Origin of the sequence: Sphingomonas humi (assembly GCF_039536725.1) — a bacterium.
GTDB classification, from domain to species: Bacteria; Pseudomonadota; Alphaproteobacteria; order Sphingomonadales; family Sphingomonadaceae; genus Sphingomicrobium; species Sphingomicrobium humi.
This window is the reverse complement of record NZ_BAAAZD010000001.1, coordinates 552,878-579,411: the sequence shown is the minus strand read 5'-3', so window position 1 is coordinate 579,411 and position 26,534 is coordinate 552,878. Positions and strand designations below refer to the sequence as shown.

31 protein-coding genes are annotated in these 26,534 nt (G+C 65.4%); 12 read left to right on the top strand and 19 right to left on the bottom strand.

The annotated features are described in order from the left end of the window. Positions 1-131: 131 nt before the first annotated feature. From ABD729_RS02840 to ABD729_RS02805, 8 genes are all read right to left on the bottom strand, one after another. On the bottom strand, positions 132-458 hold the full coding sequence (locus tag ABD729_RS02840; RefSeq protein ID WP_344708641.1) for a DUF1491 family protein: 327 nt from the start codon (positions 456-458) through the stop codon (positions 132-134). After that, positions 455-937 (bottom strand): PaaI family thioesterase, encoded by a 483-nt coding sequence (locus ABD729_RS02835; RefSeq protein ID WP_344708640.1) that lies wholly within the window; start codon positions 935-937, stop codon positions 455-457. The genes ABD729_RS02840 and ABD729_RS02835 overlap by 4 nt, the downstream gene beginning before the upstream one ends. Next, positions 918-1,382 carry a PTS sugar transporter subunit IIA gene (locus tag ABD729_RS02830; protein WP_344708639.1) on the bottom strand — a complete coding sequence of 155 codons (465 nt, stop codon included), beginning with the start codon at positions 1,380-1,382 and terminating at the stop codon, positions 918-920. Before ABD729_RS02830 ends, ABD729_RS02835 begins: the two co-directional genes overlap by 20 nt. Before the next feature lie 68 nt (positions 1,383-1,450). After that, positions 1,451-2,029 (bottom strand): ribosome hibernation-promoting factor, HPF/YfiA family, encoded by a 579-nt coding sequence (hpf, locus tag ABD729_RS02825; RefSeq protein ID WP_344708638.1) that lies wholly within the window; start codon positions 2,027-2,029, stop codon positions 1,451-1,453. 28 nt (positions 2,030-2,057) lie between these two features. Further along, positions 2,058-2,762, bottom strand: coding sequence for a DNA polymerase III subunit epsilon (gene dnaQ, locus ABD729_RS02820; RefSeq protein WP_344708637.1), 705 nt, complete (start codon positions 2,760-2,762; stop codon positions 2,058-2,060). Between the two features lie 8 nt (positions 2,763-2,770). Continuing rightward, positions 2,771-3,364, bottom strand: a complete 594-nt coding sequence (coaE, locus tag ABD729_RS02815) for a dephospho-CoA kinase (protein ID WP_344708636.1) — start codon at positions 3,362-3,364, stop codon at positions 2,771-2,773. Further along, on the bottom strand, positions 3,361-4,212 hold the full coding sequence (locus ABD729_RS02810; RefSeq protein ID WP_344708635.1) for a shikimate dehydrogenase family protein: 852 nt from the start codon (positions 4,210-4,212) through the stop codon (positions 3,361-3,363). The genes coaE and ABD729_RS02810 overlap by 4 nt, the downstream gene beginning before the upstream one ends. Next, a complete protein-coding gene (locus ABD729_RS02805) occupies positions 4,209-4,793 on the bottom strand; it encodes a Maf family protein (RefSeq protein WP_344708634.1) in 585 nt (194 codons plus the stop codon). The genes ABD729_RS02810 and ABD729_RS02805 overlap by 4 nt, the downstream gene beginning before the upstream one ends. Before the next feature lie 308 nt (positions 4,794-5,101). On the opposite strand from ABD729_RS02805, the gene hemE reads away from it, so the two are divergent. The 10 genes from hemE to ABD729_RS02755 all read left to right on the top strand — a co-directional run bounded on the left by hemE (position 5,102) and on the right by ABD729_RS02755 (position 14,832). Beyond that, on the top strand, positions 5,102-6,151 hold the full coding sequence (hemE, locus tag ABD729_RS02800; RefSeq protein WP_425564820.1) for a uroporphyrinogen decarboxylase: 1,050 nt from the start codon (positions 5,102-5,104) through the stop codon (positions 6,149-6,151). Further along, positions 6,151-6,606, top strand: coding sequence for a CopD family protein (locus ABD729_RS02795; RefSeq protein ID WP_344708633.1), 456 nt, complete (start codon positions 6,151-6,153; stop codon positions 6,604-6,606). Before hemE ends, ABD729_RS02795 begins: the two co-directional genes overlap by 1 nt. Positions 6,607-6,782: 176 nt before the next feature. After that, positions 6,783-8,039 carry a transcription termination factor Rho gene (gene rho / locus ABD729_RS02790; RefSeq protein WP_249454933.1) on the top strand — a complete coding sequence of 419 codons (1,257 nt, stop codon included), beginning with the start codon at positions 6,783-6,785 and terminating at the stop codon, positions 8,037-8,039. 48 nt (positions 8,040-8,087) lie between these two features. Further along, positions 8,088-8,735, top strand: a complete 648-nt coding sequence (locus ABD729_RS02785) for a YjbE family putative metal transport protein (protein ID WP_344708632.1) — start codon at positions 8,088-8,090, stop codon at positions 8,733-8,735. Positions 8,736-8,848: 113 nt separating this feature from the next. Further along, the gene (locus ABD729_RS02780; protein ID WP_344709624.1) at positions 8,849-9,517 is read left to right on the top strand and encodes a YjbE family putative metal transport protein; all 669 of its coding nucleotides are present in this window, start codon (positions 8,849-8,851) and stop codon (positions 9,515-9,517) included. Between the two features lie 55 nt (positions 9,518-9,572). Then, positions 9,573-10,850, top strand: coding sequence for a tRNA uridine-5-carboxymethylaminomethyl(34) synthesis GTPase MnmE (gene mnmE, locus ABD729_RS02775; protein ID WP_344708631.1), 1,278 nt, complete (start codon positions 9,573-9,575; stop codon positions 10,848-10,850). 55 nt (positions 10,851-10,905) lie between these two features. Further along, positions 10,906-12,588, top strand: coding sequence for a tRNA uridine-5-carboxymethylaminomethyl(34) synthesis enzyme MnmG (gene mnmG / locus ABD729_RS02770; RefSeq protein ID WP_344708630.1), 1,683 nt, complete (start codon positions 10,906-10,908; stop codon positions 12,586-12,588). After that, positions 12,585-13,172, top strand: a complete 588-nt coding sequence (rsmG, locus tag ABD729_RS02765; protein ID WP_344708629.1) for a 16S rRNA (guanine(527)-N(7))-methyltransferase RsmG — start codon at positions 12,585-12,587, stop codon at positions 13,170-13,172. The genes mnmG and rsmG overlap by 4 nt, the downstream gene beginning before the upstream one ends. Next, positions 13,169-13,948, top strand: a complete 780-nt coding sequence (locus tag ABD729_RS02760; RefSeq protein ID WP_344708628.1) for a ParA family protein — start codon at positions 13,169-13,171, stop codon at positions 13,946-13,948. The genes rsmG and ABD729_RS02760 overlap by 4 nt, the downstream gene beginning before the upstream one ends. Next, complete coding sequence (locus tag ABD729_RS02755; protein WP_344708627.1) at positions 13,945-14,832, top strand: ParB/RepB/Spo0J family partition protein; 888 nt, start codon at positions 13,945-13,947, stop codon at positions 14,830-14,832. Before ABD729_RS02760 ends, ABD729_RS02755 begins: the two co-directional genes overlap by 4 nt. Before the next feature lie 3 nt (positions 14,833-14,835). Here the strand turns inward: ABD729_RS02755 and ABD729_RS02750 are convergent, their stop codons facing one another. From ABD729_RS02750 to ABD729_RS02735, 4 genes are read right to left on the bottom strand one after another with little or no spacing between them, the layout of a single operon-like run. Further along, positions 14,836-15,849, bottom strand: coding sequence for a DNA polymerase III subunit delta (locus tag ABD729_RS02750; RefSeq protein ID WP_344708625.1), 1,014 nt, complete (start codon positions 15,847-15,849; stop codon positions 14,836-14,838). After that, the gene (lptE, locus tag ABD729_RS02745; protein WP_344708624.1) at positions 15,846-16,346 is read right to left on the bottom strand and encodes an LPS assembly lipoprotein LptE; all 501 of its coding nucleotides are present in this window, start codon (positions 16,344-16,346) and stop codon (positions 15,846-15,848) included. Before lptE ends, ABD729_RS02750 begins: the two co-directional genes overlap by 4 nt. After that, positions 16,343-18,850: a leucine--tRNA ligase gene (gene leuS, locus ABD729_RS02740; protein WP_344708623.1), complete on the bottom strand. Its 2,508-nt coding sequence runs from the start codon at positions 18,848-18,850 to the stop codon at positions 16,343-16,345. The genes lptE and leuS overlap by 4 nt, the downstream gene beginning before the upstream one ends. A 29-nt stretch (positions 18,851-18,879) precedes the next feature. After that, positions 18,880-19,311, bottom strand: coding sequence for a DUF3576 domain-containing protein (locus ABD729_RS02735; protein WP_344708622.1), 432 nt, complete (start codon positions 19,309-19,311; stop codon positions 18,880-18,882). A gap of 225 nt (positions 19,312-19,536) precedes the next feature. Here ABD729_RS02735 and ABD729_RS02730 point away from each other — a divergent pair, with 225 nt between their 5' ends. Then, positions 19,537-20,223 carry a porin gene (locus ABD729_RS02730; RefSeq protein WP_344708621.1) on the top strand — a complete coding sequence of 229 codons (687 nt, stop codon included), beginning with the start codon at positions 19,537-19,539 and terminating at the stop codon, positions 20,221-20,223. 13 nt (positions 20,224-20,236) lie between these two features. Here ABD729_RS02730 and ABD729_RS02725 read toward each other — a convergent pair whose 3' ends face one another. Then, positions 20,237-20,758 carry a thiamine phosphate synthase gene (locus ABD729_RS02725; protein ID WP_344708620.1) on the bottom strand — a complete coding sequence of 174 codons (522 nt, stop codon included), beginning with the start codon at positions 20,756-20,758 and terminating at the stop codon, positions 20,237-20,239. Positions 20,759-20,782: 24 nt separating this feature from the next. Between ABD729_RS02725 and ABD729_RS02720 the strand changes: the two genes are divergently transcribed. Beyond that, entirely contained in the window at positions 20,783-21,424 is a 642-nt protein-coding gene (locus ABD729_RS02720; protein WP_344708619.1) for a YggS family pyridoxal phosphate-dependent enzyme, read from the top strand. Between the two features lie 3 nt (positions 21,425-21,427). Here the strand turns inward: ABD729_RS02720 and ribA are convergent, their stop codons facing one another. From ribA to ABD729_RS02690, 6 genes are all read right to left on the bottom strand, one after another. Continuing rightward, positions 21,428-22,465 (bottom strand): GTP cyclohydrolase II, encoded by a 1,038-nt coding sequence (ribA, locus tag ABD729_RS02715; protein ID WP_344708618.1) that lies wholly within the window; start codon positions 22,463-22,465, stop codon positions 21,428-21,430. Next, positions 22,462-23,253 carry an exodeoxyribonuclease III gene (locus ABD729_RS02710; protein ID WP_344708617.1) on the bottom strand — a complete coding sequence of 264 codons (792 nt, stop codon included), beginning with the start codon at positions 23,251-23,253 and terminating at the stop codon, positions 22,462-22,464. The genes ribA and ABD729_RS02710 overlap by 4 nt, the downstream gene beginning before the upstream one ends. Before the next feature lie 214 nt (positions 23,254-23,467). After that, a complete protein-coding gene (locus tag ABD729_RS02705; RefSeq protein ID WP_344708616.1) occupies positions 23,468-24,088 on the bottom strand; it encodes a LolA family protein in 621 nt (206 codons plus the stop codon). An 80-nt stretch (positions 24,089-24,168) separates the two neighbouring features. Further along, entirely contained in the window at positions 24,169-24,591 is a 423-nt protein-coding gene (gene ribH, locus ABD729_RS02700; protein ID WP_344708615.1) for a 6,7-dimethyl-8-ribityllumazine synthase, read from the bottom strand. Continuing rightward, positions 24,591-25,874, bottom strand: a complete 1,284-nt coding sequence (ribB, locus tag ABD729_RS02695; protein ID WP_344708614.1) for a 3,4-dihydroxy-2-butanone-4-phosphate synthase — start codon at positions 25,872-25,874, stop codon at positions 24,591-24,593. The genes ribH and ribB overlap by 1 nt, the downstream gene beginning before the upstream one ends. Positions 25,875-25,926: 52 nt before the next feature. After that, on the bottom strand, positions 25,927-26,532 hold the full coding sequence (locus ABD729_RS02690; protein ID WP_344708613.1) for a riboflavin synthase: 606 nt from the start codon (positions 26,530-26,532) through the stop codon (positions 25,927-25,929). Between the last annotated feature and the right edge of the window lie 2 nt (positions 26,533-26,534).

Here is a 26,534-nt window from a genome sequence, read left to right as displayed (position 1 = left end):
AAGGCCGCGTCACTACGCCTGGGCTGATCCCCCGTCTCGCGTGGCTCTTCGGGCCGTTCGACACAGCCCGGGTGAGCACCCCGCTAGAGCTGTTCCTCGGTTCGTCGCATTTAATCGCGAGGGCAAGTCGCTCAGGTCATTTCAGCGATGAATCGTTCCGCCGACGGGACGTCCAGTTCGATCAGCCACAGATCGGGGTCGCGATCGCGGGCCTTGGCGAGTTGCTGCTCAAGCGACTCCTGATCGGCGATTCGCCGCGATTCCCACGCATAATCGCCGCTTCGCTGGAGCAGCCGCTGCAGCAGAAAAGCGGCCTTTCCTCGCTCGGCCACGACCAGCAGCAAGCTGCCGCGTTCCGCATCGCCGCGGCAGAGCACGGTGCCGAATCCACCCAGGTCGCGGGCCCTGGCGAGCAGTGCCGACGCCTCGATACCCGCCGCCAGCCGCGGGTCGCTCATCCCGGACGGTAACCGTCGAGGCCAGCCAGCGCGATGTGCGAACGAAGGAAGGTGCCGGTGCCGCGGGCACATTCCTCGCCGCTTGAATCGACGATCCGGGCCTCGGCCACAAACACCCGGCGCTTGCCGGAAATCCAGCGCCCCTCGGCAAACGCCGGGCCTTCGCGCAGAGGCTTGGTGAAGTGAAGGTTGAACGCCGTGGTCAGCAGGAAGCGATCGCTGACGAGGCTATTCGCCGCGTAGAAAGCGGCATCGTCCAGCATCTTGAAGTAAAGCGTTCCATGCGCCGCCCCGGCCGCGTGAAAACTCGCCGGCTCGACGGTGAAGTCGATCCTCGACCTGCCCGCCTCCGCCAGCGTCAGCGACGAGCGGAACAGGAGGTTGATCGGCGCCGACGCGTACAGCGTCTCGAGCGCGCGATAATGGGCGTCGGCCCCGCTCGGCTCGGCAGGAGCCATCTCAAGCGGCGTGGGGTTCATCGACTCCCATCAGCACTGCCGTCAGCGCATCGCGCGACCGGGCTCCACGAAGTTTCTCGAGGGTGGGAGCGTGGCGGACCACCCGGCTGATCGCTGCCAGCGCCTTCAAATGGTCGGCCCCGGCATCGGGCGGCGACAGCAGCAGGAACGCCAGGTCGACCGGTGCGCCATCGATCGCCTTGTAATCGATCGGTTCGGCCAAATGCGCGACCAAGCCATAGATCCGGCGCAGGCCGGCGATCTTTCCGTGCGGAATGGCGACGCCGTTGCCAAAGCCCGTGGGACCCAGCCGCTCACGATCGACCAGCGCGGTGACCAGCTCCGACTGGTCGATCTGCAACCGTGGCCCGGCGATCTGCGCAAGGCTCTGGAACAGGGCGCGCTTGTTCGCGACCGCCAGCGCCGGCCGATTCGCGTCAAAGTCGAGAAACGTCGAAAGCTGCATAAGAAGAAAATACTCTGACGCCTGCCGGCGATTGGTGGCGGCCAGATGCCCCAACGCGTCGACGCGGTCTAGCGGTCCCGGGGTTCGACCCAGCCGATGCTGCCGTCCTCACGGCGATAGACCATGTTGAATGCACCGGTGCCGCTGTTCTTGAACATAAGGGCCGTGGTGTTGCGCAGATCGAGCATCATCACCGCGTCTGACACGCTTGCTTCCGGAATGTCGACACTGGTTTCGGCGATCACCGGCGGATGCTCGGCGGCGGGCTCGTCCTCGGTCGCGGGCGGGGCGAAGACGGTATAGGCGGCGGTTGCGTCAAAGCCCGGGCCACCCATCGGCTCGGCGCCCTTTCGCTCGCGGAGGCGCGACTTGTAGCGCCTCAGCTGCCGCTCGATCTTGTCGGCCGCACCGTCGAAGGCGATATGCGCGTCCTGAGCGCGGTTATTGGCCTTGAGCACCACACCGTTCATCACCGGCGCGACGATGTCGCAGGTGAAACCGTGGTCGTGGGGGCCCTTGCCGAAGGTGACGTTGGCCGCGGTGGCACGGGAGAAGTAGCGGCCGGTCAGTGCCTCGAGACGATCGGTGACATGGGTACGGAGCGCGGCTCCAGTCTCGACCTGGTGCCCAGAGACCCTGATGTCCATCGTCTTCTTCTCTCCTTCAGCTAAGCCCTCAGGCAGTGCCGAGGGCTGCCCACAACGGCTCCTTCATCTTGGCGATGAACTGGGTATGGGCGGCAAGCTCGTCAAGCGACGGCTCATGCGGACGGGCCGGACGGATGGCTCGCGGCGCCGTGACGAAGCCGGCATCGGACGCGACCGCCTGGTCACCGGACCGGGTCTCCGCAAGCAGCGAAAGTCCGATCTGCCGCCCGCCGGTCAGTTCGACATAGACCTGCGCCAGCAGCTGCGCGTCGAGCAGGGCGCCGTGCTTGACGCGGGCGGTGCGATCGACCCCGAAACGGCTGCACAAGGCATCGAGGCTGTGCTTGGAACCGGGATGCTTGGACCGCGCCATCACCAGGGTGCAGATCATCCGGCTGAGGCACACGGGGTCCCGGCCGCAATGGGCGAGCTCGGCGTTGAGGAAGCCGAAATCAAAGCCGGCATTGTGCGCGATCAGCGGGGCGTCGCCGATGAAATCGAGCAATTCCTCGCACTTGTCCCCGAACAGAGGCTTGTCCGACAGGAAGATGGTGCTGAGGCCGTGAACTGCCTCGGCTTCGCTCGGCATCGACCGCTCGGGATTGAAATAAGCGTGATATTCGCGCCCGGTCGGGCAGCGGTTGACCAGCTCGACACAACCGATCTCGACCATCCGGTCGCCGCTCGCCGGATTGACGCCGGTGGTTTCGGTATCGAACACGATCTCGCGCATGTTCAATGCTATGCGCCCTTGGAGAGTCCCAGTCCAGCGAGGATCGCATCCACCTGCCGCTCGGTTTCGCCGAGGCTGATCGAGGTGTCGATGACGTAGTTTGCGCGAGCTTTTTTCTCGGCGTCGGGCATCTGGCGGGCGAGGATATGGTCGAGTTTGGCGGGCGTCATGCCGGGCCGCGCAAGGACGCGCTGACGCTGGATCTCGGCCGGGGCGGAGACGACGATCACTTCGTCGAAGACACCCTCCCCGCCGGTTTCGAACAGCAAGGGAATGTCGAACAGCAGCGCGGGCGCGTCGCCATTCTCGACGATGAAGCGGGTGCGCTCGTGGTGCACCGCGGGGTGGACGATGGCTTCCAGCGCGGCAAGTTCGTCCGGGCGACCGAGCACCGCGGCCGACAGCGCCTCGCGATCGACCGCGCCATCATGCGTCGTCCCGGGAAAGCGCTGCTCGATCACCGGCACCAGCCTGCCGCCGGGCCCCTGCAACCGCCGCACCGCCGCATCGGCGTCGAACACCGGGATGCCGCGCGCGGCGAACATCGCCGCGACGGTCGATTTCCCCATGCCTATCGAGCCGGTGAGTGCGAGGGTTTTCATTGCGTGAGCAATGCCCTCAATTCGCTATCGAAGTCACGCGGCGCGGCTTTGCCAAAAAACCGGGCGAAGCTTGGCGCGGCCTGGCCGACCAGCATCTGCAATCCGTCCACGATTTGCAGGCGACGTTGGCGCGCATCCCTCAGCAGCGTCGTTTCTAGCGGTCGGTAGACAAGCTCGAAGACGACCCCGTCGCCTGCGATCGAAGACGCATCATAAGGTAAGTCGGGGTACCCGGTCATCCCGAGCGGCGTGGCATTTACCAGAAGATCGGATGGCGGGAGCGGATCGCCCCATGCAAGGTACCTGATCGTTACGCTGTTGCGCTGGCCAAGATAGGTGGCAACTTTTGCGCGGTCGCGGGCGACCAGAGTAATTGCCTTGTAGCCGAGCGACAGCAGGCTCCAGACCACCGGATAGAGTGCGCCGCCGGCGCCCAGCACCACAGCGTTTCGCGACGCCGGCGCGGAGGATGGCCGCAGCATGCCTTCGTTCGTCAGGAGCGGCGCGAGCGGTTCCATTACGCCGTGAATGTCCGTGTTGAGTCCGATGACCCGGCCATTCAGAGGAACAGCGAGATTGACCGGCTCGACGGGAAAACTCGGATCCTGCGGCTTTGCGACATGGGCGAGCGCCGCCAGTTTGAGCGGCATGGTGATGTTGCACCCACGCCAAAGCGGATCGTCACGACGAGAGGCGAAATAGCCGCCAAGCTCGTCTGGAGTAACCTTTGTCGCGCGATATTCGCCCTCTAGCCCCAGCTTCTCCAGCCAGAACTTGTGTATGAGCGGGGACTTCGAATGGCCGATCGGGTCGCCGATTACCTCCGCATAGGGCATCTCTGGCGTCATGCCGCCAACACCCCCCTTTCCCGCAGCGTGCCCAGCAAGGGCAGCAGAGGCATGCCGAGAATAGTGAAGTGGTCGCCCTCGATCCGCTCGAACAGCTGGACGCCCGGTCCTTCAAGGCGGAAGACGCCGACGCAATAGCTGACCTCGGGCCAGTCAGCTTCGAGATAGCGTTCGATGAAGTCTTCGCTGAGCGGCCGCACCTTCAGCAATGCGCGCTCGGCATGGTGGAAGACCGTTCCCCCGTGCTCGGCCAGGACCACCGCACTGGTCAGCTCCATCGTCCTGCCGGAAAAGAAGCGCAGATGCTCCGCCGCGGTCTCGCGGCCGGCGGGTTTATCGAAGCGTCGGCCTTCGACACTGATCAGGCTGTCGCTGCCGATCACCAGCGCGTCCGGCCGCCGGGCCGAAACCGCCCTTGCCTTGGCCTCGGCCAGCGCGATGGTGAGCGCCGCGTCGTCGCCGGCGAACCCCGCCTTGATCGCTGCTTCGTCGACTCCCGGCCGGTCGGCCGCATAGGCGACACCGGCATTGGCGAGCATCGTGCCCCGGATCGGCGAGGTTGAGGCCAGGATCAGGGTCACCGCGCCAGTTCCATGTTCGTTCCTGTGGAGAAGATGCCCTCAACCCCTAGCGCGGGTCGGGGGATGGACCAACCGGGTCCGAACCGCACCAACCGGTAAGACATCGCCAAGGGTGTTATCCACGGTGGATGAAGTCTTCCACAGCCTTGTGGATAGCGGGAATTGGCCGCCGCGAATCGCCGGTCTTGCGAGAGGCGCCGATTCCGGCCACCTGTTGGCAACCACGGGAGGGTCACTTATTCCCCACTAGTCGCCCGCCAACTGACTCAAACTACCTTTTTAAGAATCTAAGAGAGAAAGAGATAAGGGTGGCCGAACTGCCTGCCGGAAACGGGACCGACAAGCCGCTGCTGGCGGTGCTCCGGGGTGAACGACGTGATCCGCCGCCGGTCTGGATGATGCGCCAGGCCGGGCGCTACCTGCCCGAGTATCGCGCCCTGCGCGCCGAAAAGGGCGGCTTCCTCGACATGGTCTACGATCCCGCCGCCGCCGCCGAGATCACCCTTCAGCCCCTGCGCCGCTTCCCGCTCGATGCGGCGATCCTCTTTTCCGACATCCTGATCGTCCCCCACGCGCTCGGCCAGGACCTGAGCTTTGTCGCCGGCGAAGGCCCGCGGTTGAGCCCGCCGCTGTCGGGCGCGGAGATGGCGGGCTTCCAGCCGGCTCCTGAGCGCCTCGAGGCGATCTACGAGACCGTCAGGCAGGTGAAGGCCCAGCTCAAGCCCGAGACGACGTTCCTGGGCTTTGCAGGCTCGCCGTGGACGGTAGCCACCTACATGGTCGCCGGCGAAGGGAGCCGCGAGCAGGCCGAGGCCCGCACCCTCGCCTATCTCGATCCCGGCAAGTTCGGCGCGATCGTCGCCGCGATCGAGGAAGCGACCGTCGCCTATCTCGTCGGACAGGCCGATGCCGGGGTCGATGCGGTGCAATTGTTCGACAGCTGGTCGGGCAGCCTCGCCCCATCGGAATTCGAACGCTGGGTGATCGCGCCCACCGCCCGGATCGTGTCCAAATTGCGCGGCCTTCGGCCCAACCTCACGATCATCGGTTTTCCCAAGGGCGCCGGTGGAAAGCTGCCCGCCTATGCCCGCGAAACGGGGGTCGATGCGCTCGGCCTCGACGAGACGGTCGATCCGCTGTGGGCGCATGCCAGCCTGCCCGCCAACATGCCGGTCCAGGGCAATCTCGATCCGCTTGCCCTGATGGCCGGCGGGGAGGCGCTGGAGAAAGCGGTTCGCCGGGTGCTGACCGCGCTCGAGGAACGGCCGCACGTCTTCAATCTCGGTCACGGGATCGGACAGTTCACTCCGATCGAGCATGTCGAACAGATGTTCCGGCTGCTCGGAAAGGTCGCCTGATGCTCGACACGGCGATCGGCTGGCTCGGCAATGCCTATCCTTGGGTAAAGGCGGCCCATGTCACCTTCGTGATCTTCTGGGTGGCCGGCCTGTTCCTGTTGCCGCGCTTCTACGTCTACCACCACGCGACCGCCCCCGGCTCCGCCGAGGATCGGGCCTGGATCGAGCGCGAACGGCGGACTAAGCGGATCATTCTCGGGCCCGCGCTGGTCATCGTCTGGGCACTTGGCCTCGCCCTTGCCTTTCACCTTGGCGCGTGGAGCCAGGGCTGGTTCCACGCCAAGCTCGCCTTCGTGGTGCTGCTGAGCGGATACCAGGGCTGGCTCGGTGCCTATGGCCGCAAGCTTGCTCGCGGCGACCGCCCGCTCGAGAACAAGACGCTGCGGATCATGAACGAGATTCCGGGCATCATGACCGCGATCATCGTGGTGCTGGTGATCGTCAAACCGTTCTGATCTTGCCGCGGGGCGATGGCGCCCCCATGTTGACTTGGACCGCAGGCCGACATAGGCCGCACAAATACGGCCGCGCCGGCCCGTATTCTCATGCCTTCGCCGGTGTGTCCGCTCGGTTCTCGACGCGGCTCTCAGTCTTCCGACTGTCAAAACTCTCAAGCAAAAGAACAAGCTACATGCATCTCAAGGACCTCAAGCAGAAGACCCCCGCCCAACTTGTCGCGCAAGCCGAAGAGATGGGAATCGAGGGCGCGTCGACGCTTCGCAAGCAGGACCTCCTATTTTCCATCCTCAAGGTCCGCGCCGAAAGCGGCGCCGAGATCATGGGGAGCGGCACCATCGAAGTGCTCAACGACGGCTTCGGCTTCCTGCGCAGCGCGGAAGCCAATTACCTTGCCGGCCCGGACGACATCTACGTCACGCCGCAGATCGTGCGCCGCTTCGGCCTGCGCACCGGTGACACGGTCGAGGGCGAGATCCGCGCGCCCAAGGACGGCGAGCGCTATTTCGCGTTGAACCGCATCACCTCGATCAATTTCGACGAGCCCGATGCCCTTCGCCACCGCGTCAATTTCGACAATCTGACGCCGCTTTACCCGGACGCGAAGCTCAAGCTCGACACGCTCGACCCGACCATCAAGGACAAGTCGGCGCGGGTCATCGACATCGTCTCCCCGCTCGGCAAGGGCCAGCGCGCGCTGATCGTCGCGCCGCCGCGGACCGGCAAGACCGTGCTGCTGCAGAATATCGCGCGGGCGATCACCGACAATAATCCCGAGGTCTTCCTGATCGTCCTGCTGATCGATGAGCGACCGGAGGAAGTCACCGACATGCAGCGTTCGGTGAAGGGCGAGGTTGTATCCTCGACCTTCGACGAGCCTGCGCAGCGCCACGTCCAGGTCGCCGAAATGGTGATCGAGAAGGCCAAGCGCCTGGTCGAACACAAGAAGGATGTCGTCATCCTGCTCGATTCGATCACCCGCCTCGGCCGCGCCTACAACACCGTGGTGCCGAGCTCGGGCAAGGTGCTGACCGGCGGTGTCGACGCCAATGCCTTGCAGCGTCCGAAGCGCTTCTTCGGCGCCGCTCGCAATATCGAGGAAGGCGGTTCGCTGTCGATCATCGCCACCGCGCTGATCGATACCGGCTCCAAGATGGACGAGGTCATCTTCGAAGAATTCAAAGGCACCGGTAACAGCGAAATCGTGCTCGACCGCAAGGTCGCCGACAAGCGCATCTTCCCGGCGCTCGACGTCGGCAAGAGCGGCACCCGCAAGGAAGAACTGCTGGTTCCGCAGAACACGCTCACCAAGATGTGGGTGCTGCGCCGGATCCTGATGCAGATGGGCACGGTCGACGCCATGCAGTTCCTGCTCGACAAGATGCGCGACGCCAAGTCGAACGAGGACTTCTTCGCGAGCATGAACCAGTAGAAGCGGACCCTCGCTTGCGCGGGTTGGCGTAGAGGCTAGACCTGTCGCATGTCCGCGTTCGCTTTCTCAGACGTCTTCACCTCGGCCGGCCTGCTCACGCTGGCCGAAGTCATCCTGATTGACCTGACGCTGGCGGGCGACAACGTCATCATCATGGGGACGATCGCCAGCGGCCTTCCCGACAAGGATCGCCGCAAGGTCATCGCGCTCGGCGTCGGGGTGGCGCTGGTCTTCCTGATCGGCTTTGCGCTGGTTGCGACCTGGCTGCTTCACATCACAGGGCTGCTGCTGGCCGGCGGCCTTTTGCTGCTGTGGGTCTGCTACAATCTCTACCGCGAACTGCGCCCGGCCAAGGTTGTCATCGCCGATGATCCGGACACGCCCGAGATCGAGGGCCCGCCGCAGAGCAAGACGTTCCTCGCCGCGGCTCTCCAGGTCACTATCGCCGACCTCAGCATGAGCCTCGACAACGTGATCGCCGTCGCCGGCGTAGCGCGCGAACATCCGGCGGTTCTCGCCTTCGGCCTTGTCTTCTCGGTGACTTTGATGGGCCTTGCCGCAAATTATGTCGCGAGGCTGATCCAGCGCTTCCACTGGATCGCCTGGATCGGCCTCGTGATCATCCTCTACGTTGCGCTGAACATGATCTGGCATGGCGCGCTCGAGGTGTGGCCGTTGCTGCCGGCGCAAGGCTGACACTCGACAGCGACGACTAAATTTTCGCATAGGCGTTTGGACGCGACATCTTTCAGACGGAAACAGCCTTGTTCGACCTTCTCCTTGCTGCTGCCGGTTCCGGCGCTTTTGCCATCGGCGACATCTGGGGCGACATCATTGCCGACTTTTCGAACATCACCGAGCCTGCGGCGCTTTCGGCCTTCCTCCAGGTGTTGATGATCGACCTCGTGCTGGCCGGTGACAATGCGATCGTGGTCGGCGCGCTGGCGGCGGGTCTTCCGGCCGAGCAGCGGCGCAAGGTTATCCTGATCGGCGTCCTTGCCGCGCTGGTCCTGCGCATCGGGTTCGCACTGATCGTCACCCAGCTGATGCAGGTGGTCGGCCTCATCCTCGCCGGCGGCCTGCTGCTGCTGTGGGTCGCATGGAAGATGTGGCGCGAACTGCGCCACACGGGCAGCGCGGGTTCGCCCGAGATCGAGGGTGACGAGCATAGCGGCCTCAAGTCCGCCAAGAGCTTCGCCAGCGCGGCCTGGGCCGTCGCGGTCGCCGACGTCAGCATGAGCCTCGACAACGTGCTGGCCGTGGCCGGCGCGGCGCGCGAGCATCCGGGCATCCTGATCGTCGGCCTGATCTTTGCCGTCGCGCTGATGGGCGTCGCTGCCAACATCATCGCCCGCTATATCGAGCGCTACCGCTGGATCGCCTACATCGGCCTCGCGGTGATCCTCTACGTCGCGGTGAAGATGGTTCACGACGGCTGGGTCGACCCGCAAGTCGGAATTGGCCGCCTGTTCGGCTGAGACTGGCCCGCCTGGTCCTTGCAAGCATGGGCTGACCCGGGGCATTCGGGTCGGCGTGACCGGTGACACCATCTACGCCCTGTCGAGCGGCGCCTTGCCCGCGGCGATCGCGATCGTCCGGGTCAGTGGGCCAGCGGCGGAGGTTGCAGCGGAAAGACTAGCTGGGCAGCTGCCTGAGCCGCGTAGCGCGTCGCTTCGCCGACTTCGAGCTGCGGATGGCGCGATCATCGACGAAGCCCTCCTGCTGCGTTTCCCCGCGCCGAACACCGCGACTGGTGAGCCCTTGGTCGAGCTGCACCTTCATGGTGGCCGCGCGGTCGTTGCCCGCCTGCTCGACGAGCTTTCCACCATGCCCGGCCTGCGGGAGGCCGAACCCGGCGAATTCACCCGCCGCGCGCTGATTAATAGCCGGCTTGACCTGACCCAGGCCGAAGGGCTCGCCGATCTGCTTTCGGCGGAGACCGAATGGCAGCGCCGGGCCGCGATCGAAAGTGCCGGCGGCGCGCTTCGCCGCCAGGTGGAAGGCTGGCGCGACCGGCTGATCGCCTTGTCTGCGCGGGCCGAAGCGGCGATCGACTATGTCGGAGACGAGGACGAAACCGCGCTTGATGAGCATGCGCTGGGAGCAGAAGCTGCGATAGTGGCGCAGGAGATGCGGGCGTGGCTTGTCCAGCCCGCGGCCGAATTGCTTACCAATGGCGTCAAAATCGTTCTTGCGGGTCCGCCGAATAGCGGAAAGTCGAGCCTCTTCAACGCCTTGGTCGGTGCAGAAAAGGCCATAGTGACGTCGATCCCCGGGACGACCCGCGACATCATCGAGGCCCGCATCGATTTCGATGGTCTTCCTGCGAACCTCCTCGATACCGCCGGCCTTCGCGCCAGCGACGACACAGTCGAACAGATTGGAGTCGAGCGCGCATTCGACGCACTTTCGCAGGCGGATATCGTCCTCTGGCTTGGCAACCCCGAGGACGCGCCAGTCCGCTCCAACGTCATACTGATCCATTCGCGGGCCGATGAACGTGTGGACGTACCCGAGGGCAGCATTGCAACGTCAGTCCGCACTTCGACCGGGACGGCGAAATTGCGGTCGGTACTGCTTGCACGGTTGCGAGCGCTACTTCCTCCCTTCGACCAAGCAGCACTCAACCGGCGCCAACGCCACCTGCTGAGCGAGGCTGCCGATGCGTTGACTGGCGCCATTGGACGCGACTTACTGATCGTTGCCGAGTCACTCCGTCAGTCACTCGCATCAGTCGATGTTGTTCTTGGCCGAAATAGTACGGAGGAGGTGATGGACGCCCTGTTTGGGCGCTTCTGCCTCGGCAAATAGCTGTTTCACGTGGAACAGGGTCGCGTATCGCGCCTAGTTTAGCTATGGGCGCCCCATGTTTGACGTGCTCGTGATTGGCGCCGGTCATGCCGGGTGCGAGGCCGCCGCCGCCGCCCAGCGGTTGGGAGCGCAGACGGCGCTACTCAGCTTTACGCTCACCGATGCGGGGCAAATGAGCTGCAATCCATCGATCGGCGGTGTGGGCAAAGGCCATCTCGTCCGTGAGCTCGATGTGTTCGATGGTCTCATGGCACGCGCTGCCGATGCGGCAGCGATCCATCGGCGGATGCTCAACCTCAGCAAGGGGCCCGCTGTATGGGGTCCGCGCGTCCAGGCGGACCGCTTACATTATCGCGCCGCTGTCGAGCGGTTGCTCACCGCGCTGCCCGTAGTGTGGATCGAGGGCGAGGCCGTCGAACTGATCATTACCAGTGGGCAGATCGGCGGCGTTGTTTTGGCCGATGGCACACGCCTTGAAGCGAAGTCGATAGTGCTCGCGACGGGTACATTCCTCGACGCGCGCATCTTCGTTGGGGACGAAGTGTGGGCTGCGGGTCGGGCGGGTGAGCAGTCCAGCATTCGGCTTGGGCAACAAGTGCGTGAGCTTGGCCTCGCAGCGCGCCGGCTCAAGACCGGTACCCCTCCCCGCCTCGACGGTCGCACCATCGATTGGGCAAAGCTCGACGAACAACCAAGCGATGCCACCGCGTGGCAATTCTCGTCACACCCGTCGCAGCGGCCGAGCCTTCCGCAACTCCGCTGCGCCATTACTCGCACCAATTCGGAAACTCACGACATCATCCGGGCTTCCGAAGGCCTGTCCCCGCTCTACTCCGGAATGATCGAAGGTCGCGGTCCGCGCTATTGCCCTTCGATCGAAGACAAGGTGCGCCGGTTCGGCGACCGTGATGGCCACCAGATCTTTCTCGAGCCGGAGGCGCTTTCGGACCACCTCGTCTATCCCAACGGCATTTCGACCTCGATGCCGCGTGAGGTGCAGCACGCGTTCGTCCGCAGTATCAGGGGCCTGGAGCGAGCTGAGATCGTAAAACCCGGCTATGCGGTCGAATATGAGCATGTCGATCCGCGCCGGCTCGGCAGCGATCTGCAGATGCAGCAACTCGGCGGACTGTTTCTCGCAGGGCAGATCAATGGCACCACGGGTTATGAGGAAGCCGCGGCGCAGGGCCTGGTCGCCGGGTTGAACGCCGCGGCATTCGCGTGTGGGACCGCGCCGGTCTGTTTCGATCGTCGGACGAGCTATATTGGCGTCATGATCGACGACCTGACCTTGCAAGGCGTCACCGAGCCCTACCGCATGATGACTGCACGCGCGGAATATCGACTTTACTTGCGCGCCGATAATGCAGTGAGCCGGATGGGCGCGGCAGCGCTCGCTAGCGGCGCTATTTCCCCAGAGCGTGCAAAGGCGGTCCGTGCGCATCTGGATTTTCGCGACACTGGCGCCTTTGCCGAGACCGAGGAAGGCAAGGCCGATGCTATTTATCGTCCATATGTCGAGCGTTCGCAGCGAGAGTGGGCCGCGGTCTATCGCAATCGTCAGGTCACCATTCCGAGGCATATCGATTACGGCGCCGTCCCTGGCCTTTCAGCGGAAATGGCTGAACGGCTCAACGCTGCGAGACCGGAAACGCTCGATCATGCGTCACGCATTCCCGGAATTACCCCTGCCGCGCTTACCGCTTTGTATGTCGGAACTTTGAAAGCTGTGGCGTGACTGTTTCACGTGAAACAGAAGAGAAATTGGCCGAATATGTAACTCTTCTGACGGAGGAGAACGAACGCCAGAACCTTATCAGCAAGAGCAGTGTCGATGCGGTGTGGTCACGGCACATCGAAGATTCCCTGCAGTTGCTCGACCACGCTCCCCTCGATCGCCATTGGCTCGATATCGGGAGTGGTGCCGGCCTCCCTGGGATCGTCTTGGCCATCGCTGGCGTGAAGAAGATCACTCTTGTCGAGCCCCGCCGTCTCCGGACGGAGTTCCTCGAGGCATGTCGGGAAAAACTTGAATTGAGAAACGTCACTGTAGTTACCGGAAAGGCAGAAAATCTGTCGGGTAGATTTGACGTCATTACCGCCCGTGCAGTCGCCGCCCTGAGCAAACTCTTTGCGATTGCCAGCCCGCTGATTTCCCCGACCGGACAATGGGTGCTGCCAAAAGGTCGAAGCGCTGCAAAGGAACTGGAAGAGGCGCGCGTCACGTGGCAAGGTGATTTCAGGCTGGAGCCCAGTCGCACCGATCCGGATGCCCGGATACTGGTCGCGAGAGGGGTTCGCCGAAGGGCGGGACGGGGATGATAAAGGTCGCGATTGCCAATCAGAAGGGCGGGGTGGGCAAGACCACGACCGCCATCAACCTCGCGACCGGGCTTGCGGCGATGGGTTGGAAAGTCCTCCTCATCGATCTCGATCCGCAGGGTAATGCGTCGACCGGCCTGGGAATTGGTCCGCAGGCCCGCGAGCGCTCATCCTACGAGGTGCTGATCGGTTCGGAGACCGTTGAGAACTCGGTTCAGCCGACCCGGGTGCCGCGGCTTGATCTCCTCCCGGCGACTCAGGATCTGTCCGGCGCGGAGGTCGAACTGGTCGAGGTGGAGCGCCGCACCCACCGCTTGGCGGATGCACTCCATACGGCTTCGTCGCGGTGGGACATCTGCCTCATCGATTGTCCGCCGTCGCTCGGCCTGCTGACGGTGAATGCCCTAATTGCAGCACGCCACCTGATCGTCCCGCTGCAATGCGAATTCTTTGCTTTAGAAGGACTTAGCCAGCTTCTGCAGACGGTTGAACGCATCCGGACGCGGTTCAATCCGGAGCTGTCGATCCTTGGCATCGCGCTGACAATGTTCGACCGCCGCAATCGCCTGTCGGCGCAAGTGGCTGAAGACGTCCGGGCATGCCTGGGATCGGCGGTGTTCGAGACCGTTGTGCCCCGCAACGTGCGTCTGTCAGAGGCGCCAAGCCATGGCCTCCCTGCCCTCATCTACGACCTGCGCTGTTCGGGCTCGACGGCCTATGTGGGCCTCGCCCGTGAACTGATGGCGCGCCTCCCGGCGCTCAAGGAAGCAGCATGAACCAGCAAGCGCGCGGCCTTGGCCGGGGCCTCTCCGCCCTCCTCGGGGATGTCACGATCCCGGCCGCCCCCGCCGGCAGCGCCGAAGGCGTGCGCGAGATCGACATCGCCGCCATCCGCCCGAATCCGGGCCAGCCGCGCCGCGTGTTCGCGGAAGCCCCGCTTGCCGAGCTTGCTGAGTCAATTGCTGCCCGCGGGGTGCTGCAGCCGATCCTGGTCCGCCCGGCGGCCGAGGCCGGTCAGTATGAGATCGTCGCTGGCGAGCGCCGCTGGCGGGCAGCCCAGCGTGCACAATTGCACCGGATTCCCGCGATCGTCCGGAGCTTCGACGAAGCCGGAACGGCCGAGGTGGCGCTGATCGAGAACGTCCAGCGCGCCGATCTCGGCCCGCTCGAGGAAGCGGACGCCTACGCCGCCCTGGTGCAACGCTTTGGCCACAAGCCGGAAGAGGTCGGCAAGCTGGTCGGGAAGAGCCGTAGTCACGTCTCCAACCTGTTGCGATTGCGCGATCTTCCTGAAAGCGTCCGAGCGCATCTCGAGGCCGGAACGCTGACCATGGGCCATGCCCGGGCAATCGCCTCGTCGGTGGACTGCGAACAGCTTGCCGAGCAGATCGTCGCGCGCGGTCTGTCGGTGCGTCAGGCCGAGGCGCTAGCCCGCAAGCAGCGGCCTGGCGCGGCCAGCGATGCCGGTCGGGGCGGCGAACGCTTCGCCGCGGCGTCGCGCGATGCCGATCTCCTGGCGCTGGAGCGGCAGCTTGGTGACTTGCTCGGCCTCAAGGTATCGATCCAGCACAAGGCCGGCGCGGGCCAGGTTGCGGTTGGTTTTTCGAGCCTCGATCAGCTCGACCTTATCTGCCAGCGACTGAGCGGGGAGCCAATCTGACCCCTACCGCCGGGACGCTGCGGCGACCCGGGCAAGTTGCATCAGCGTTTCGCCTAGGGCGGCCGCCGGCGGGACCGGCCGAAGCAATATCTCGCGCTCAAGCTTCTGAACGCGTTCGAACGCCTCCGACAGGCGGGCGGCGGTCCAGCGCGGAAGGATTTGCGCCACCATTGCCTTGTCACGCTGCCAGACACTCTGCGCCACGGCATTCGCGGATTGCCCCTGCTCCACCCGCGCGCGCAAGGGGGCGAGCATCAGCAGGCGCCGCTGCAACGCGCGCACCACCGGGATCGCGTCCATCGCCGCAGCGTCGAGCAGTGACAGCTCCCCGGCGAGGCCCGCGAGGTCGCCCACCAGAGCGAGATCGCCGGCGCGGCCATATTCGGCCTCCGACTGGTCGATCCCCAGCGCATCGACGACCCCCTCCTCCAGCGCGGCGGGCTGATCCGGGGAAGCGCCGACGTAGAGCGCGAACTTCTGCAGTTCGAGCTGCGCGAGGATGAGATCGCCCCCGGCCTCCTCGGCCACGCGCTCGGCGATTTCGGGCATGACGACGAGGCCTTCCCGGCGGGCGAGTTCGGTCACCATGGGGACCTGCTCGCGAGGGGTCTGAAGCTCGCTGGAGACGTGGAGGGCGGCCTTGCTGGCTTCGACCAGCTTAAGGAGGCCGCTGGTATTCTTGAGCGCGCCATTGGTGATGGCCACGGCCGGTGCCTCGACCCGGTCGAGCGCAAGGAGTGCTTCCACCGCCGGGACGATCTCCTCGCCGGCAGGCTCGATCCACAGCAGCCGTGCACCGCCGAACATGGGCAAGCTGGCCGCTTCGTCGGCGAGCCGGGCGGGATCGCTTTTCACCTGCGGACCGCTGACGGCAACTTTTTCGGCGCCGAGCGCCGTCAGGAGGCGCTGCGCGAACAGGCGGCTGGCCGCATTGTCCGCACCGCTGAAGAGATAGAAGCGCGTTGCAGGATCCGGACGGTCGAGCACGGCGGCTGCCTTTGCCCGGGGCAGCTTCACCTTTTCGATCCTCGTCCCGCATACAGACCGAGGCGTCCAACGATCTGGTCGGCGACCACCTGGGCGAGGCGTTCGGCGGCGGTTTGTTCAGCGGCCAGCGTGGCGACGTCCGAGCTGACGACGTCGATGCCGGCGTCCGATCCGGCGGTGGCGTCGAGAACGACCTGCCCGGTGGCATTGTCGACCAGGCGGTAACGGGCCCGGATGGTGCGCCGTTCACGGGTCACGGCGGTGTCGCCGCGGATGCCGAAGCTGGTAAGGTCGTCATCGACCTCGACCTCGAGGCGGAACTTGCGGTCCCCTTGTTTTGGATCTCCTAGGCGATCGACCAAGGCAGAACGAAGCAGCCAGCCGACGCGGCCGCCATCGATCGGCTGCACTGCCACCGACGACAGGAAGGTTGCGGTCACCCCGCTCGACCCGCCGCCGTACACCGGGCGCAGTCCGCAGCCGCTGGTCGCAGCCGCGAAGGCAAGCAGGATTGCGATCCGCTTCACAGGACGATGTTCACCAGACGGTCGGGCACCACGATGACTTTCCTCGGCGCGACATCCCCGACAACAGCGGTAATCTTTTCGGCGCCGAGTGCCATCGCCTGCAGATCCTCGCGGGCCATGCCGCGCGGCGCCGTCAGCGTGTGACGGAGCTTGCCGTTGACCTGCACCGCGATCGTCACTTCCTCATCGACGAGCAGGGCCGGATCGTGCGTCGGCCAGGGCTGGTCTACCGCCAGCCCTTGGCCGTCGAGCACCGTCCAGGCTTCTTCGGCGAGGTGCGGTGCCATCGGGGCGATCAGCACCACCAAGGTGCGGATGGCGGCGCTGCGATCGGCCGAGGGAGCGGCCTTTTCGATCGCGCTGACCAGCTCGTAGAGCGCGGCCACGGCCTTGTTGAACTGCAGGCCGTCGATTGCCGCGCCGACTGCCGCAATGGCGCGGTGGAGCTTGCGGGTCAGCGCCTTGTCCGAGCCATCGGTGACCGCCGGTGCAGTCGCCAGTCGCCACACGCGCTGGACGAAGCGCGACGCGCCCTCGATGCCGCCGATCGACCATTCGAGGTCGCGTTCAGGCGGCGAATCCGACAGCATGAACCAGCGCACCGCGTCCGCGCCGTAGCGCTCGATGATCGCATCCGGGTCGACGACATTTTTCTTCGACTTGGACATCTTTTCGACGCGGCCGCTGGTGACCGCCTGGCCGCTTTCGATGTGGATCCAGTCGTCGCCGTTCCGGGTCACTTCACCCGGGCTGAGCCAGCTGCCATCGCCGGCCTTGTAGGTTTCGTGCGTGACCATGCCCTGCGTGAAGAGGCCCTTGAACGGCTCCTTCACCGACAGCTTTCCGATGCGCTCGAGCGCGCGGGTCCAGAAGCGGGCGTAGAGCAAGTGCAGGATCGCATGCTCGACCCCGCCGATATACTGGCCGACCGGCAACCAGGCCTCGGCCTCCGCCTGGTCGAAGGGCTTGTCCCCCGGCTGCGAGGCGAAGCGGATGAAGTACCAGCTGCTGTCGACAAAGGTGTCGAGCGTGTCGGTTTCCCTGCGCGCGCCCTTGCCGCAGCTCGGACAATCAACCTTGTTCCACGTGGAATGGCGATCGAGCGGGTTGCCCGGAACGTCGAAGCTGACGTCCTCCGGAAGCACGACCGGCAACTGATTCTTGGGCACAGGCACCGCGCCGCAGGCGTCGCAGTGGATGATCGGGATCGGCGTGCCCCAATAGCGCTGGCGGCTGACGCCCCAGTCGCGCAGGCGATATTGCGTCGTGCCCTTGCCCCAGCCTTCGGCTTCGGCACGGCGGATGATCTCGGCCTTCGCCTCGTCGGTGCTCAGGCCATCGAGGAAGCGGCTGTTGACTGCCACGCCAGGCGCATTTTCGGCTTCGCTGAGCGGCGCGTCGGCCTGATCGACCGATGGCGCGACAACGCGGGTGATCGGCAAGCCATATTTGGTCGCGAATTCGTAGTCGCGCGTATCGTGACCCGGCACGCCGAACAGGGCGCCGGTCCCGTAATCCATCAATACGAAGTTCGCGATCCAGACCGGCAAGTGCCAGTCCGGATCTAGCGGGTGCGTGACGGTGAGGCCGGTGTCGAAGCCTAGCTTCTCCGCGGTTTCAATCTCGGCCGCGGTCGTGCCGCCCTGCTTGGCCAGCGCGATGAAGTCGGCAACATCCTGCCGCTCGGCCGCGAGCGCCTCGGCAATCGGGTGGCCGGGCGAAATCGCCAGGAAGCTCGCGCCGAAAATGGTGTCGGGACGGGTCGTGAAGACCTCGATCTCCCCGCCTTCCGGACGCTGGAAACTGAACTGCAGGCCGCGGCTCTTGCCGATCCAGTTCTCCTGCATCAGCCGGACCTTGTCGGGCCATTGATCGAGGGATCCGAGGCCTTCGAGAAGTTCTTCCGCAAAGTCGGTGATGCGCAGGAACCACTGGTTCAGCTTGCGACGCTCGACCAGCGCGCCCGACCGCCAGCCGCGGCCGTCGATCACCTGCTCGTTGGCGAGCACGGTCATGTCGATCGGGTCCCAGTTCACTTCCGATTCGCGGCGGAACACGAGGCCCGCCTCGAACAGGTCGAGGAAGAGGGCCTGCTCGTGCCCGTAATAATCGGGTTCGCAGGTGGCAAGTTCGCGGCTCCAGTCGAGCGCGAAGCCGAGGCGCTTCAGCTGCGCGCGCATCTGGGCGATGTTTTGGCGCGTCCAGGCGCCCGGGTGCACCTTCTTTTCCATGGCCGCATTCTCGGCCGGCATGCCGAACGCGTCCCAGCCCATCGGATGGAGCACTTCAAAGCCCTGCGCGCGGCGATAGCGGGCAAGGACGTCGCCCATGGTGTAGTTGCGGACGTGGCCCATGTGGATGCGCCCCGAGGGATAGGGAAACATCTCGAGGACGAAGCTCTTGGGCTTGGCGCTGGTGCTATCGGCGCGGAAGCAGCCGTCGGCCTCCCACCGCTCCTGCCAGCGGGCTTCGCTCGCCGCCGGATCGAAACGGTCGGTGGTCATGCGGGCTCCTTGAAGTTGGGGTGGGGTCCTCAGCCGCCGACAGCGGCGCGGCGGATGTCACGGGCGCGGGTGAGGATGATATCCTCAAGCTTCTGGACCGTCGCGGCCGAAACCGGCGCCTCGACCCAGCTTCCGCCCTGGTTGACCTGGCGGCTGGCCGCGACCCGCAGCGCATCGGCACGCAAGTCCTGGTCGAGGATCGATACGGTCAGCTTGACCCGCTCGCCCGGCGAATTGGGGTTGGCATACCAGTCGGTGACGATGACGCCACCGTTGCTGTCGGCGGTGACCAGCGGCGCGAAGCTCAACGTATCGATGGCGGCGCGCCACAGGTAGGTGTTGACGCCAATCGCCGTGGTCCGCGACGGCGCGAGCTGGACCGGGATATCGCGATTGCGGCTGCAGCCGGCGGTCGCCAGCAGGGTGGCCGACAGGAGAATGGCTGCGAACGAACGGCGCATGGACTACCCTTTGACGAACAGACGGATCTGATTGGCCTTGCTCTATAGAAGCTGCGCCCTTCCTCGCAACCCGTTGCGGTTCAAGACCATCGTGTGGTGACTCGGCAACAGCGGCACTGAAAGCATTGCTGTCGTGGAACATTCACCTTCGCCAGCCTATGTACCGTTCAGAAAGGGACCGGGAATCGAATGAGTCGGCGGGTGGAGAGCAAAGGCAAATGGGTTGTGGCAATTGCCGCAGCGAGCCTGCTGCTGCCTGCGACGGTCGTCATTGCGGCGCCGCAGAAGAAGCGCCCTGCCCCGGTTGCACTGAGCTTCGATGGTGGCTTCACGCCGGCGTCGGCTGACCCGCGGTTGGCCGCGGCGCTTGCGAGCCGTCCGCCGCTAGCCTCAGATTTCCGCTTCACCCCGGCGGCCGCCAAGCAGCGGCCTTCGCAGATACGGATTGCGGTGCGTGCCCGGGCCACGACCCCGACGCAGGTGGCGCTGAACGATCGCGCTGCCGCTGCTGCGCCGATGGAAGCAGGCTTGCCGCTGACCCCCGCCAGCTACAATCTCGGTGCGGCAGTGGGCTGGAAGCGATTCGCCGTTTCGGCCGACGTCGGCCGCGCACAGGGTGCCACGCCCGCGCTGGCCGACCGCGAAGGCGCGTCGGTGGGCGTGAGCTACAGCACGAATCGCTTTACCGGCCGGGTTGCCGCAAGTGCCGATCGTCCGGCCCCGCAGCGCTCGACCGCGATCGCAGATCCGACGGCCTATGCGCTGGATGTCGGCGGTGCCTTCAACATCAGCCGCAACATCGCGCTGACGGGCGGCGTCAAGTACAAGATCGAACGCGACCAGCTCGCGACGCTGCGCGACCAGCGCCGCGACAGCCAGGCGGTCTACGTCGGCACCGCGTTCAAGTTCTGAGCGGCGGCGAGCCTTACATCCAGGCGTCGATACCGGCCCAGCCATCCCAGCCGCGAGCCATTAATTCCCTCCCCTGAGCCTGACTGATCCCGCCGAGCGCGTAGGCCGGGCAGTTCGTCATCTGCGCGAGGCGAAGCGCTTCGTCTTCACCCAGCACGGGCTTGCCTGGGTGGCTGCGGGTATCGAAGAGTGGCGAGACGATCACGAAAGCAGGTTGCCGGGCGGCCGCCACGCGCGCTTGAGCCTCGTCGTGGACCGCGAGGCTGAAGGGGATCCGTCCGGTTTGCGTCGCGGGATTGTGGACAAGCGCGGCGCCGACTTCTTCGGCAAGAGCGACATCGCGGGACATGCCGAGCACCGCGCCTGCCGCAAGCACGTCGGCAGCGATTTCGCGCCGCGTGGAACGGTCAGAGGCATGGTGACGAACGATCACCCCCGCGCCTGCCGCAGCGGACCGGGCGATGGCGGCGTGAAGCGAGTCGCCCATCCGCTCGTCGGTCATCAGCCACGCTCGCGGCCACGATTGCCTTTGCATCGCCTTTGCCCATAGCAGGCCGCGATGTCCGATGCAGCCGCCCTCCTTCAAACCATCTCTGCCGCCATCGCCGACGCCGCCCAAGTGGCGCGGCGCGAACCAGACGATGTCACCCTGGTCGCCGTCAGCAAGAACCGCTCGGCGGAGGAGATCGAGGCACTGATCGAGGCCGGGCAGCGCCACTTCGGAGAAAACCGGGTGCAGGAGGCTGCGGGCAAATGGCCGTCCTTGCGGGCACGATACCCCGACATCACCCTGCACATGATCGGCCGCCTGCAGTCCAACAAGGCGGATGAAGCTGCAGCCTTGTTCGATGTCATCCATTCGCTCGACCGGCCCAGCCTCGCGTCGGCGCTGGCCAGGGCGGAGTGGAAGGGGCCGACCTACCTGCAGGTCAATATCGGCGAGGAGGAGCAGAAGGGTGGCGTCGCGATTGCCGACCTGCCGGGCTTCATCGACAATGTCCGCGAGTCAGGCCTGAACCTCGCCGGCCTGATGGCCATCCCGCCTGCCGAAGTGGAGCCCTCGCCCTATTTCGCTTTGCTGGCCAAGCTGGCACGGCGGCATGACGTCAGCGGACTGTCGATGGGAATGAGCGGCGATTTTCGAAGCGCGGTGATGCTTGGCGCGACGGTAGTCAGGGTCGGGACGGCGCTGTTCGAATAAGCCTCAGTCGAGATGGCCGCTCTTGGAGCGCTTCACATTGAGGTAATGGGCATTGTGGGGGTTGGCAGGAAGGCGGTGCGCCACGCGTTCGGTGGTGATGCCTTGCGCTTCCAGGCCAGCGAGCTTCGCCGGATTGTTGGTCAGCAGGCGAACCTCGTTCACCCCAAGCGCACGCAGCATCGCCGCCGCCAAGGCATAATCGCGCTCGTCGTCGGCGAAGCCCAAGCGGTGGTTCGCCTCCACCGTGTCGAGCCCGCGGTCCTGCAGGCCATAGGCGCGGATCTTGTTGGCAAGACCGATGCCGCGACCCTCCTGACGGAGATAGAGAAGGATCCCGCCGCCCTCCGCTTCCATCAGCTGAAGCGCGGCACGTAGCTGGGGACCGCAGTCGCACTTGAGGCTGCCGAACACATCGCCCGTCAGGCATTCGCTGTGGATGCGCGTGAGCGGCGCCTTGCCGGCAGGCGCGCCGACCAGCAACGCGACATGTTCGCTGCCATCCTCTTCGGCGCGCATGGCGACGATCTGGGCTTTTGTGGCGAGACCCTCGACAGGCAGGCCAGCGCGGGCAGCGATGGTGACGTGCGCCGGCCTTGCGGCGGCCGTCGCCTCGGCCGTTGTGACGCGGACCGACGCGTCGGTTTCGAGCAGCCAGAGAGCAGGCATCAGCCCGGCGCTTCGGGCCAGCGCCAGCGCCGCCCTGGCCGCGTCCGGATCAGTCAGCCCCTTGGTACGCAGCGGCCCCGGTCCAAAGCGATCGAAGTCGCGCCCGGCATCGACAAGCCCGCGAACGGTGCCAGGATCGAGCCAGGGTTCGCGCTGAACCAGCACCGGTTCGCGCGCCGAGGCCGATTCGCGCTGATTGGCGAGCCCGAGCGCCGCGGCCCGCGCTCCGCTGAGCAGGACGCTGGCGCGTCCGTCCGCATCAACCAGCGCCAGAAACTCGTCGGTCGCCGTTTCCACCGCAGCGACAGTGAGGGAGTCCACGCCGACCGCCCGGCCGGCGCGCAGCGCGGCAATGGCGTCGGCAGCGCAGTTCAAAGCTCGAGCTCGACCACCAGCGGGACGTGATCGGAGGGGCGCTCCCAGGCGCGGCAGGGCTCATGCACCTTGTGCATGGTGGCCTGGGCCGCCACGCTGGGGCTTGCCCACATATGGTCGAGCCGGCGGCCGCGATCGTTCCTGGTCCAATCGGGCGAGCGGTAGCTCCACCACGTAAAACAACGCTCGGGCGCCGGCACGAATTTGCGGCCAAGGTCGACCCAGTCGTGCGCGGCCTGCAACCGCCCGAGCGCATCGATCTCGATTGGCGTGTGGCTGACGACGTCGACCAGCGCCTTGTGGCTCCAGACATCGCATTCGAGCGGCGCGACGTTGAAGTCGCCGACGATCAGGGTCGGCTCCTTTAGGTCCTCGGACCAGCGGGTCATCCGTTCGATGAAGTCGAGTTTCTGGCCAAACTTGGGGTTGATGGTACGGTCGGGAACATCGCCCCCGGCAGGCACATAGACATTCTCGAGCCGAAGGCCCTGCGGCAGGCGTACGCCGACGTGCCGCGCCTCGCCGTTGTCCTGCCAGTCGTGGCGACCATGCCCCTCCAGCGGAACGCGGCTCAAAATGGCGACGCCGTGATGCATCCGCTGACCGTTGAGGGCGTGGTGCACGTAGCCACGCGAGGTGAAGAGCTCGGCCGGGAACACCTTGTCCTCGGCCTTGGTCTCCTGAAGACAAAGGATGTCGGGCTGCTCCTCATCGAGGAAACGGCCGACAATGGGCACGCGGGCCCGGACGCTGTTGATGTTCCAGCTGGCGATCTTGAGCTTTGTCACCGGCGCCCTCTAGCAAGCGGCAGCCCACATAGGCAAAGGCCCCCGCTCCGGGGGCATGGAGCGAGGGCCGACCAAGCGTTCGTCACGCGAGGGACCAGCGGTGAGCCCGGTAACAGGGGGAAACCCAAGCTCGGTCCGCGGTCGGAGGTGCAACTAGCGGAGCGCGCCTGAAGCTCCGCTGAACAGTAGCTTTTTTGATACGGATCACCGCAACTTAGCGTTTGCGCTTCTGCGGTTCGACGTAACTGAAGGCCGTGTCGGCGATGGCGACGTTGTACCGCTGTCCATCGAGTTTGACCGTCGTGCGCTTGTTCTGCGCGTCGATCGCGGTCCAGCCTTCGAGCATCAGCCCACCAGGCGCCGCGCCATTCTTGGAAAAGGCGAGCAGCAGGGTGCCGAATTCCGGACGGCGCGCGTCGCGAGCGCGAACCACGACCACGCCGGGGTTCGACTGCGGCTCGACGCGGGCGATGCGGGCAAGGTTGGGCTGGGGCGAAAGAAGCACCGCAAGCGGTGACTTGGCGATTGGCCACGCCGACTTCTGGCCGACCTCATAATCGATGAAGGTGAGGTTCCGGCCGTCACCGACCAGCAGCATATTGGCGCCTGCGCCATATTCGAAGCGGATCTTGCCCGGCCGCTTGAGACTGAGCGTGCCCGACTGCGTCCGGCCGCGTCCGTCGCTCTGGGTGAAGCGCGCGGTCATCGAGCTGGTCGCGGCGAGGCTCTGCTCGACGGCCTTAAGCGGACTTGCCTGCTGGGCGACTGCTGCGGGGGCGGCAAGCGTAACCACGGCAGCAATGCCGATCAGCCGGGCGTTGAAGGGCAGAGACATGAAAACTCCTGATATGCGATTTGGCCCAACGCTAGGGGGCGCGGCTTGAATGCGGTCTGAATTGCGCAGTTCCCTGCCGTTCAGCTGACGAAGCGCTGGCGCAGCTCCATCATTACCAGCGCCGCGCCGGCGGCGCCGCCGCCCTTGTCGAGCTGGGCCGGGTCGGCACGGACCAGCGCCTGGTCCTCGTTCTCGACGGTAAGGATGCCGTTGCCGATCGCCAGGCCGGCGAGTGTCAGTTCCATGATCCCGCGCGCGCTTTCGTTGGAGACCACCTCGAAATGATAGGTTTCGCCGCGGATGACGACACCCACCGCGACAAAGGCGTCATAGTCGCCGCTTTCGTCGGCAAGGGCGATGGCACCGGGCACTTCGAGCGCACCTGGAACGGTTAGCGTTTCATGCTCGTGGCCGGCCTGTTCGATCGCCGAGCGGGCGCCAGCGAGGAGAAGGTCGTTCAGATGCTCGTAGAAGCGGGCTTCGACGATCAGGATGCGGGCCATCAAGCAACTCCTTCGATGCAGCGTTCTTCGACGATGGCGAGGCCATAACCGCTGAGGCCGACGGGGGAGTGGCGGGTGTTGGTGAGGAGGACCATGTCGTGGATGCCAAGCGCGGCGAGGATCTGCGCGCCGATGCCGTAGCTGCGCAGCGCCTCGCCTTCCTCGACTTCCTTGCCGACGCGGCGGTCGGCGGTGCGGGACAGTGAGCCGGGGGTGGCGGCATGAAGGGCGACCACGACGCCCGAGCCCTGTTCCTCGATCATTCGCATGGCGCCGGGTAGGAGGCCCTTTCGCTCGGAGGGTTCGCCAAGGACGTCGGCGAACAGGTCGAGGCTGTGCATCCGCACCATCACCGGTTCGTCGGGGTTGAGCGGCCCGAGCAGCAGCGCGAGCTGTTCGGCACCAGTCGCCTTGTCGCGGTAAACCTGAGCCTGCCACTCTCGCCCCGACGGGCTGAGGAAGGGTGTCGACGCGACGCGCTCGACCAGATGATCGCGGCGAAGGCGGTAGGCGATGAGGTCGCGGATGGTGCCGATCTTGAGGCCGTGCGTCCGGGCGAAATCGATCATGTCGTCGAGACGGGCCATGGTCCCATCCTCCCGCATGACTTCGCAAATGACGCCCGACGGGTTGAGGCCGGCAAGGCGGCTGACGTCGACCGCGGCCTCGGTATGGCCGGCGCGGACGAGCACACCGCCAGGACGGGCGACCAACGGGAAGACATGGCCTGGGGAAACGAGATCATCCGGCCCATTTGCAGAGTCGATGGCGACGGCGACGGTGCGCGCGCGGTCGGCTGCACTGATGCCAGTGGAAACGCCGGTGCGGGCCTCGATCGAGACAGTGAAGGCGGTCTCGTGCCGCGTACCGTTGGTGCGGGTCATGAGCGGCAGGCCGAGCGCGTCGACACGGTCCTTTGTAAGGGCCAGGCAAATCAACCCGCGGCCATGGCGAGCCATGAAGTTAATCGCATCGGGAGTGGCCATCTGTGCCGGAATGACGAGATCGCCCTCATTCTCACGATCGTCGTCGTCGACGAGAATGAACATGCGGCCGTTGCGGGCCTCGTCGATGATCGCCTCGGGACCGACCAGCACCTCGGTAGTGCCCCTGGCGAGCAGCTTTTCAAGCCTGCCCAGGGTGTCGGCGGTGGGGTTCCAGTCGGGGGCACCGAGCTTGCGAAGCGAGTTCGGATGCAGACCGGCGGCTCGGGCGAGACCGGAGCGGCTGACCTCCCCGGTCTCGATAATGGCGCTGAGGCGCTCGATGAGGTTGGAAGACATGATCAACGTGTATCACATCAAAATGTGATACACGAGCCCCGATGTCACCATCTCAATGTGATCGCGCGGCGACCATACGTTGCAGATAGCGGGCGAGAACGTCGATCTCGACGTTGAGCATGCGGCCGACCGCAAGGTCCGCAAGCGTCGTCTGCTGCGCGGTGTGGGGGATGATGTTGACGCTGAAATGCGTTCGCTCCCCCTCGTCCTGGACATCGTTGACCGTGAGCGACACGCCATCGAGGGTCACCGACCCCTTGGTCGCGAGCATCGGGCCCAACGCCGCATCGACGGCGAGACCGACGCGCAGGCTGTCGCCTTCGGGGCAAAGGCCGATCACTTCGGCAAGGCCGTCTACATGGCCCGTCACAAGATGACCACCGAGCTCGTCCCCCAAGCGCAGAGCGCGTTCGAGATTGAGGCGCGCGCCGTGGTGCCACAGTCCGGGCGCCGTCTTCGACACGGTTTCGGCGCTGAGATCGACCGCGAACCAGCCTTCTCCCTTGTCGACGACCGTCAGGCAGGCGCCCGAACAGGCGATCGACGCGCCGAGATCGACCGACCCCGTGTCGTAGCGGCAGTCGATCACCAGCCGCAGATCGCCGCGCTGCTCGGCGGAGCGGACGGTGCCGACGTCGGTGATGATGCCAGTGAACATGG

What these genes read in the sequence shown, in the direction of transcription:
- leuS (WP_344708623.1), bottom strand. Translation starts at nt 18,850, where the DNA reads ATGACCACCGACCGTTTCGATCCGGCGGCGAGCGAAGCCCGCTGGCAG.
- ABD729_RS02830 (WP_344708639.1), bottom strand. Translation starts at nt 1,382, where the DNA reads ATGCAGCTTTCGACGTTTCTCGACTTTGACGCGAATCGGCCGGCGCTG.
- coaE (WP_344708636.1), bottom strand. Translation starts at nt 3,364, where the DNA reads ATGAAAACCCTCGCACTCACCGGCTCGATAGGCATGGGGAAATCGACC.
- ABD729_RS02760 (WP_344708628.1), top strand. Translation starts at nt 13,169, where the DNA reads ATGATAAAGGTCGCGATTGCCAATCAGAAGGGCGGGGTGGGCAAGACC.
- ABD729_RS02835 (WP_344708640.1), bottom strand. Translation starts at nt 937, where the DNA reads ATGAACCCCACGCCGCTTGAGATGGCTCCTGCCGAGCCGAGCGGGGCC.
- ABD729_RS02810 (WP_344708635.1), bottom strand. Translation starts at nt 4,212, where the DNA reads ATGACGCCAGAGATGCCCTATGCGGAGGTAATCGGCGACCCGATCGGC.
- mnmG (WP_344708630.1), top strand. Translation starts at nt 10,906, where the DNA reads ATGTTTGACGTGCTCGTGATTGGCGCCGGTCATGCCGGGTGCGAGGCC.
- ABD729_RS02755 (WP_344708627.1), top strand. Translation starts at nt 13,945, where the DNA reads ATGAACCAGCAAGCGCGCGGCCTTGGCCGGGGCCTCTCCGCCCTCCTC.
- dnaQ (WP_344708637.1), bottom strand. Translation starts at nt 2,762, where the DNA reads ATGCGCGAGATCGTGTTCGATACCGAAACCACCGGCGTCAATCCGGCG.
- rho (WP_249454933.1), top strand. Translation starts at nt 6,783, where the DNA reads ATGCATCTCAAGGACCTCAAGCAGAAGACCCCCGCCCAACTTGTCGCG.
- ABD729_RS02840 (WP_344708641.1), bottom strand. Translation starts at nt 458, where the DNA reads ATGAGCGACCCGCGGCTGGCGGCGGGTATCGAGGCGTCGGCACTGCTC.
- ABD729_RS02720 (WP_344708619.1), top strand. Translation starts at nt 20,783, where the DNA reads ATGTCCGATGCAGCCGCCCTCCTTCAAACCATCTCTGCCGCCATCGCC.
- ABD729_RS02705 (WP_344708616.1), bottom strand. Translation starts at nt 24,088, where the DNA reads ATGTCTCTGCCCTTCAACGCCCGGCTGATCGGCATTGCTGCCGTGGTT.
- ABD729_RS02725 (WP_344708620.1), bottom strand. Translation starts at nt 20,758, where the DNA reads ATGCAAAGGCAATCGTGGCCGCGAGCGTGGCTGATGACCGACGAGCGG.
- ABD729_RS02690 (WP_344708613.1), bottom strand. Translation starts at nt 26,532, where the DNA reads ATGTTCACTGGCATCATCACCGACGTCGGCACCGTCCGCTCCGCCGAG.
- ribH (WP_344708615.1), bottom strand. Translation starts at nt 24,591, where the DNA reads ATGGCCCGCATCCTGATCGTCGAAGCCCGCTTCTACGAGCATCTGAAC.
- ABD729_RS02795 (WP_344708633.1), top strand. Translation starts at nt 6,151, where the DNA reads ATGCTCGACACGGCGATCGGCTGGCTCGGCAATGCCTATCCTTGGGTA.
- ABD729_RS02785 (WP_344708632.1), top strand. Translation starts at nt 8,088, where the DNA reads ATGTCCGCGTTCGCTTTCTCAGACGTCTTCACCTCGGCCGGCCTGCTC.
- ribB (WP_344708614.1), bottom strand. Translation starts at nt 25,874, where the DNA reads ATGTCTTCCAACCTCATCGAGCGCCTCAGCGCCATTATCGAGACCGGG.
- ABD729_RS02735 (WP_344708622.1), bottom strand. Translation starts at nt 19,311, where the DNA reads ATGCGCCGTTCGTTCGCAGCCATTCTCCTGTCGGCCACCCTGCTGGCG.
- hpf (WP_344708638.1), bottom strand. Translation starts at nt 2,029, where the DNA reads ATGGACATCAGGGTCTCTGGGCACCAGGTCGAGACTGGAGCCGCGCTC.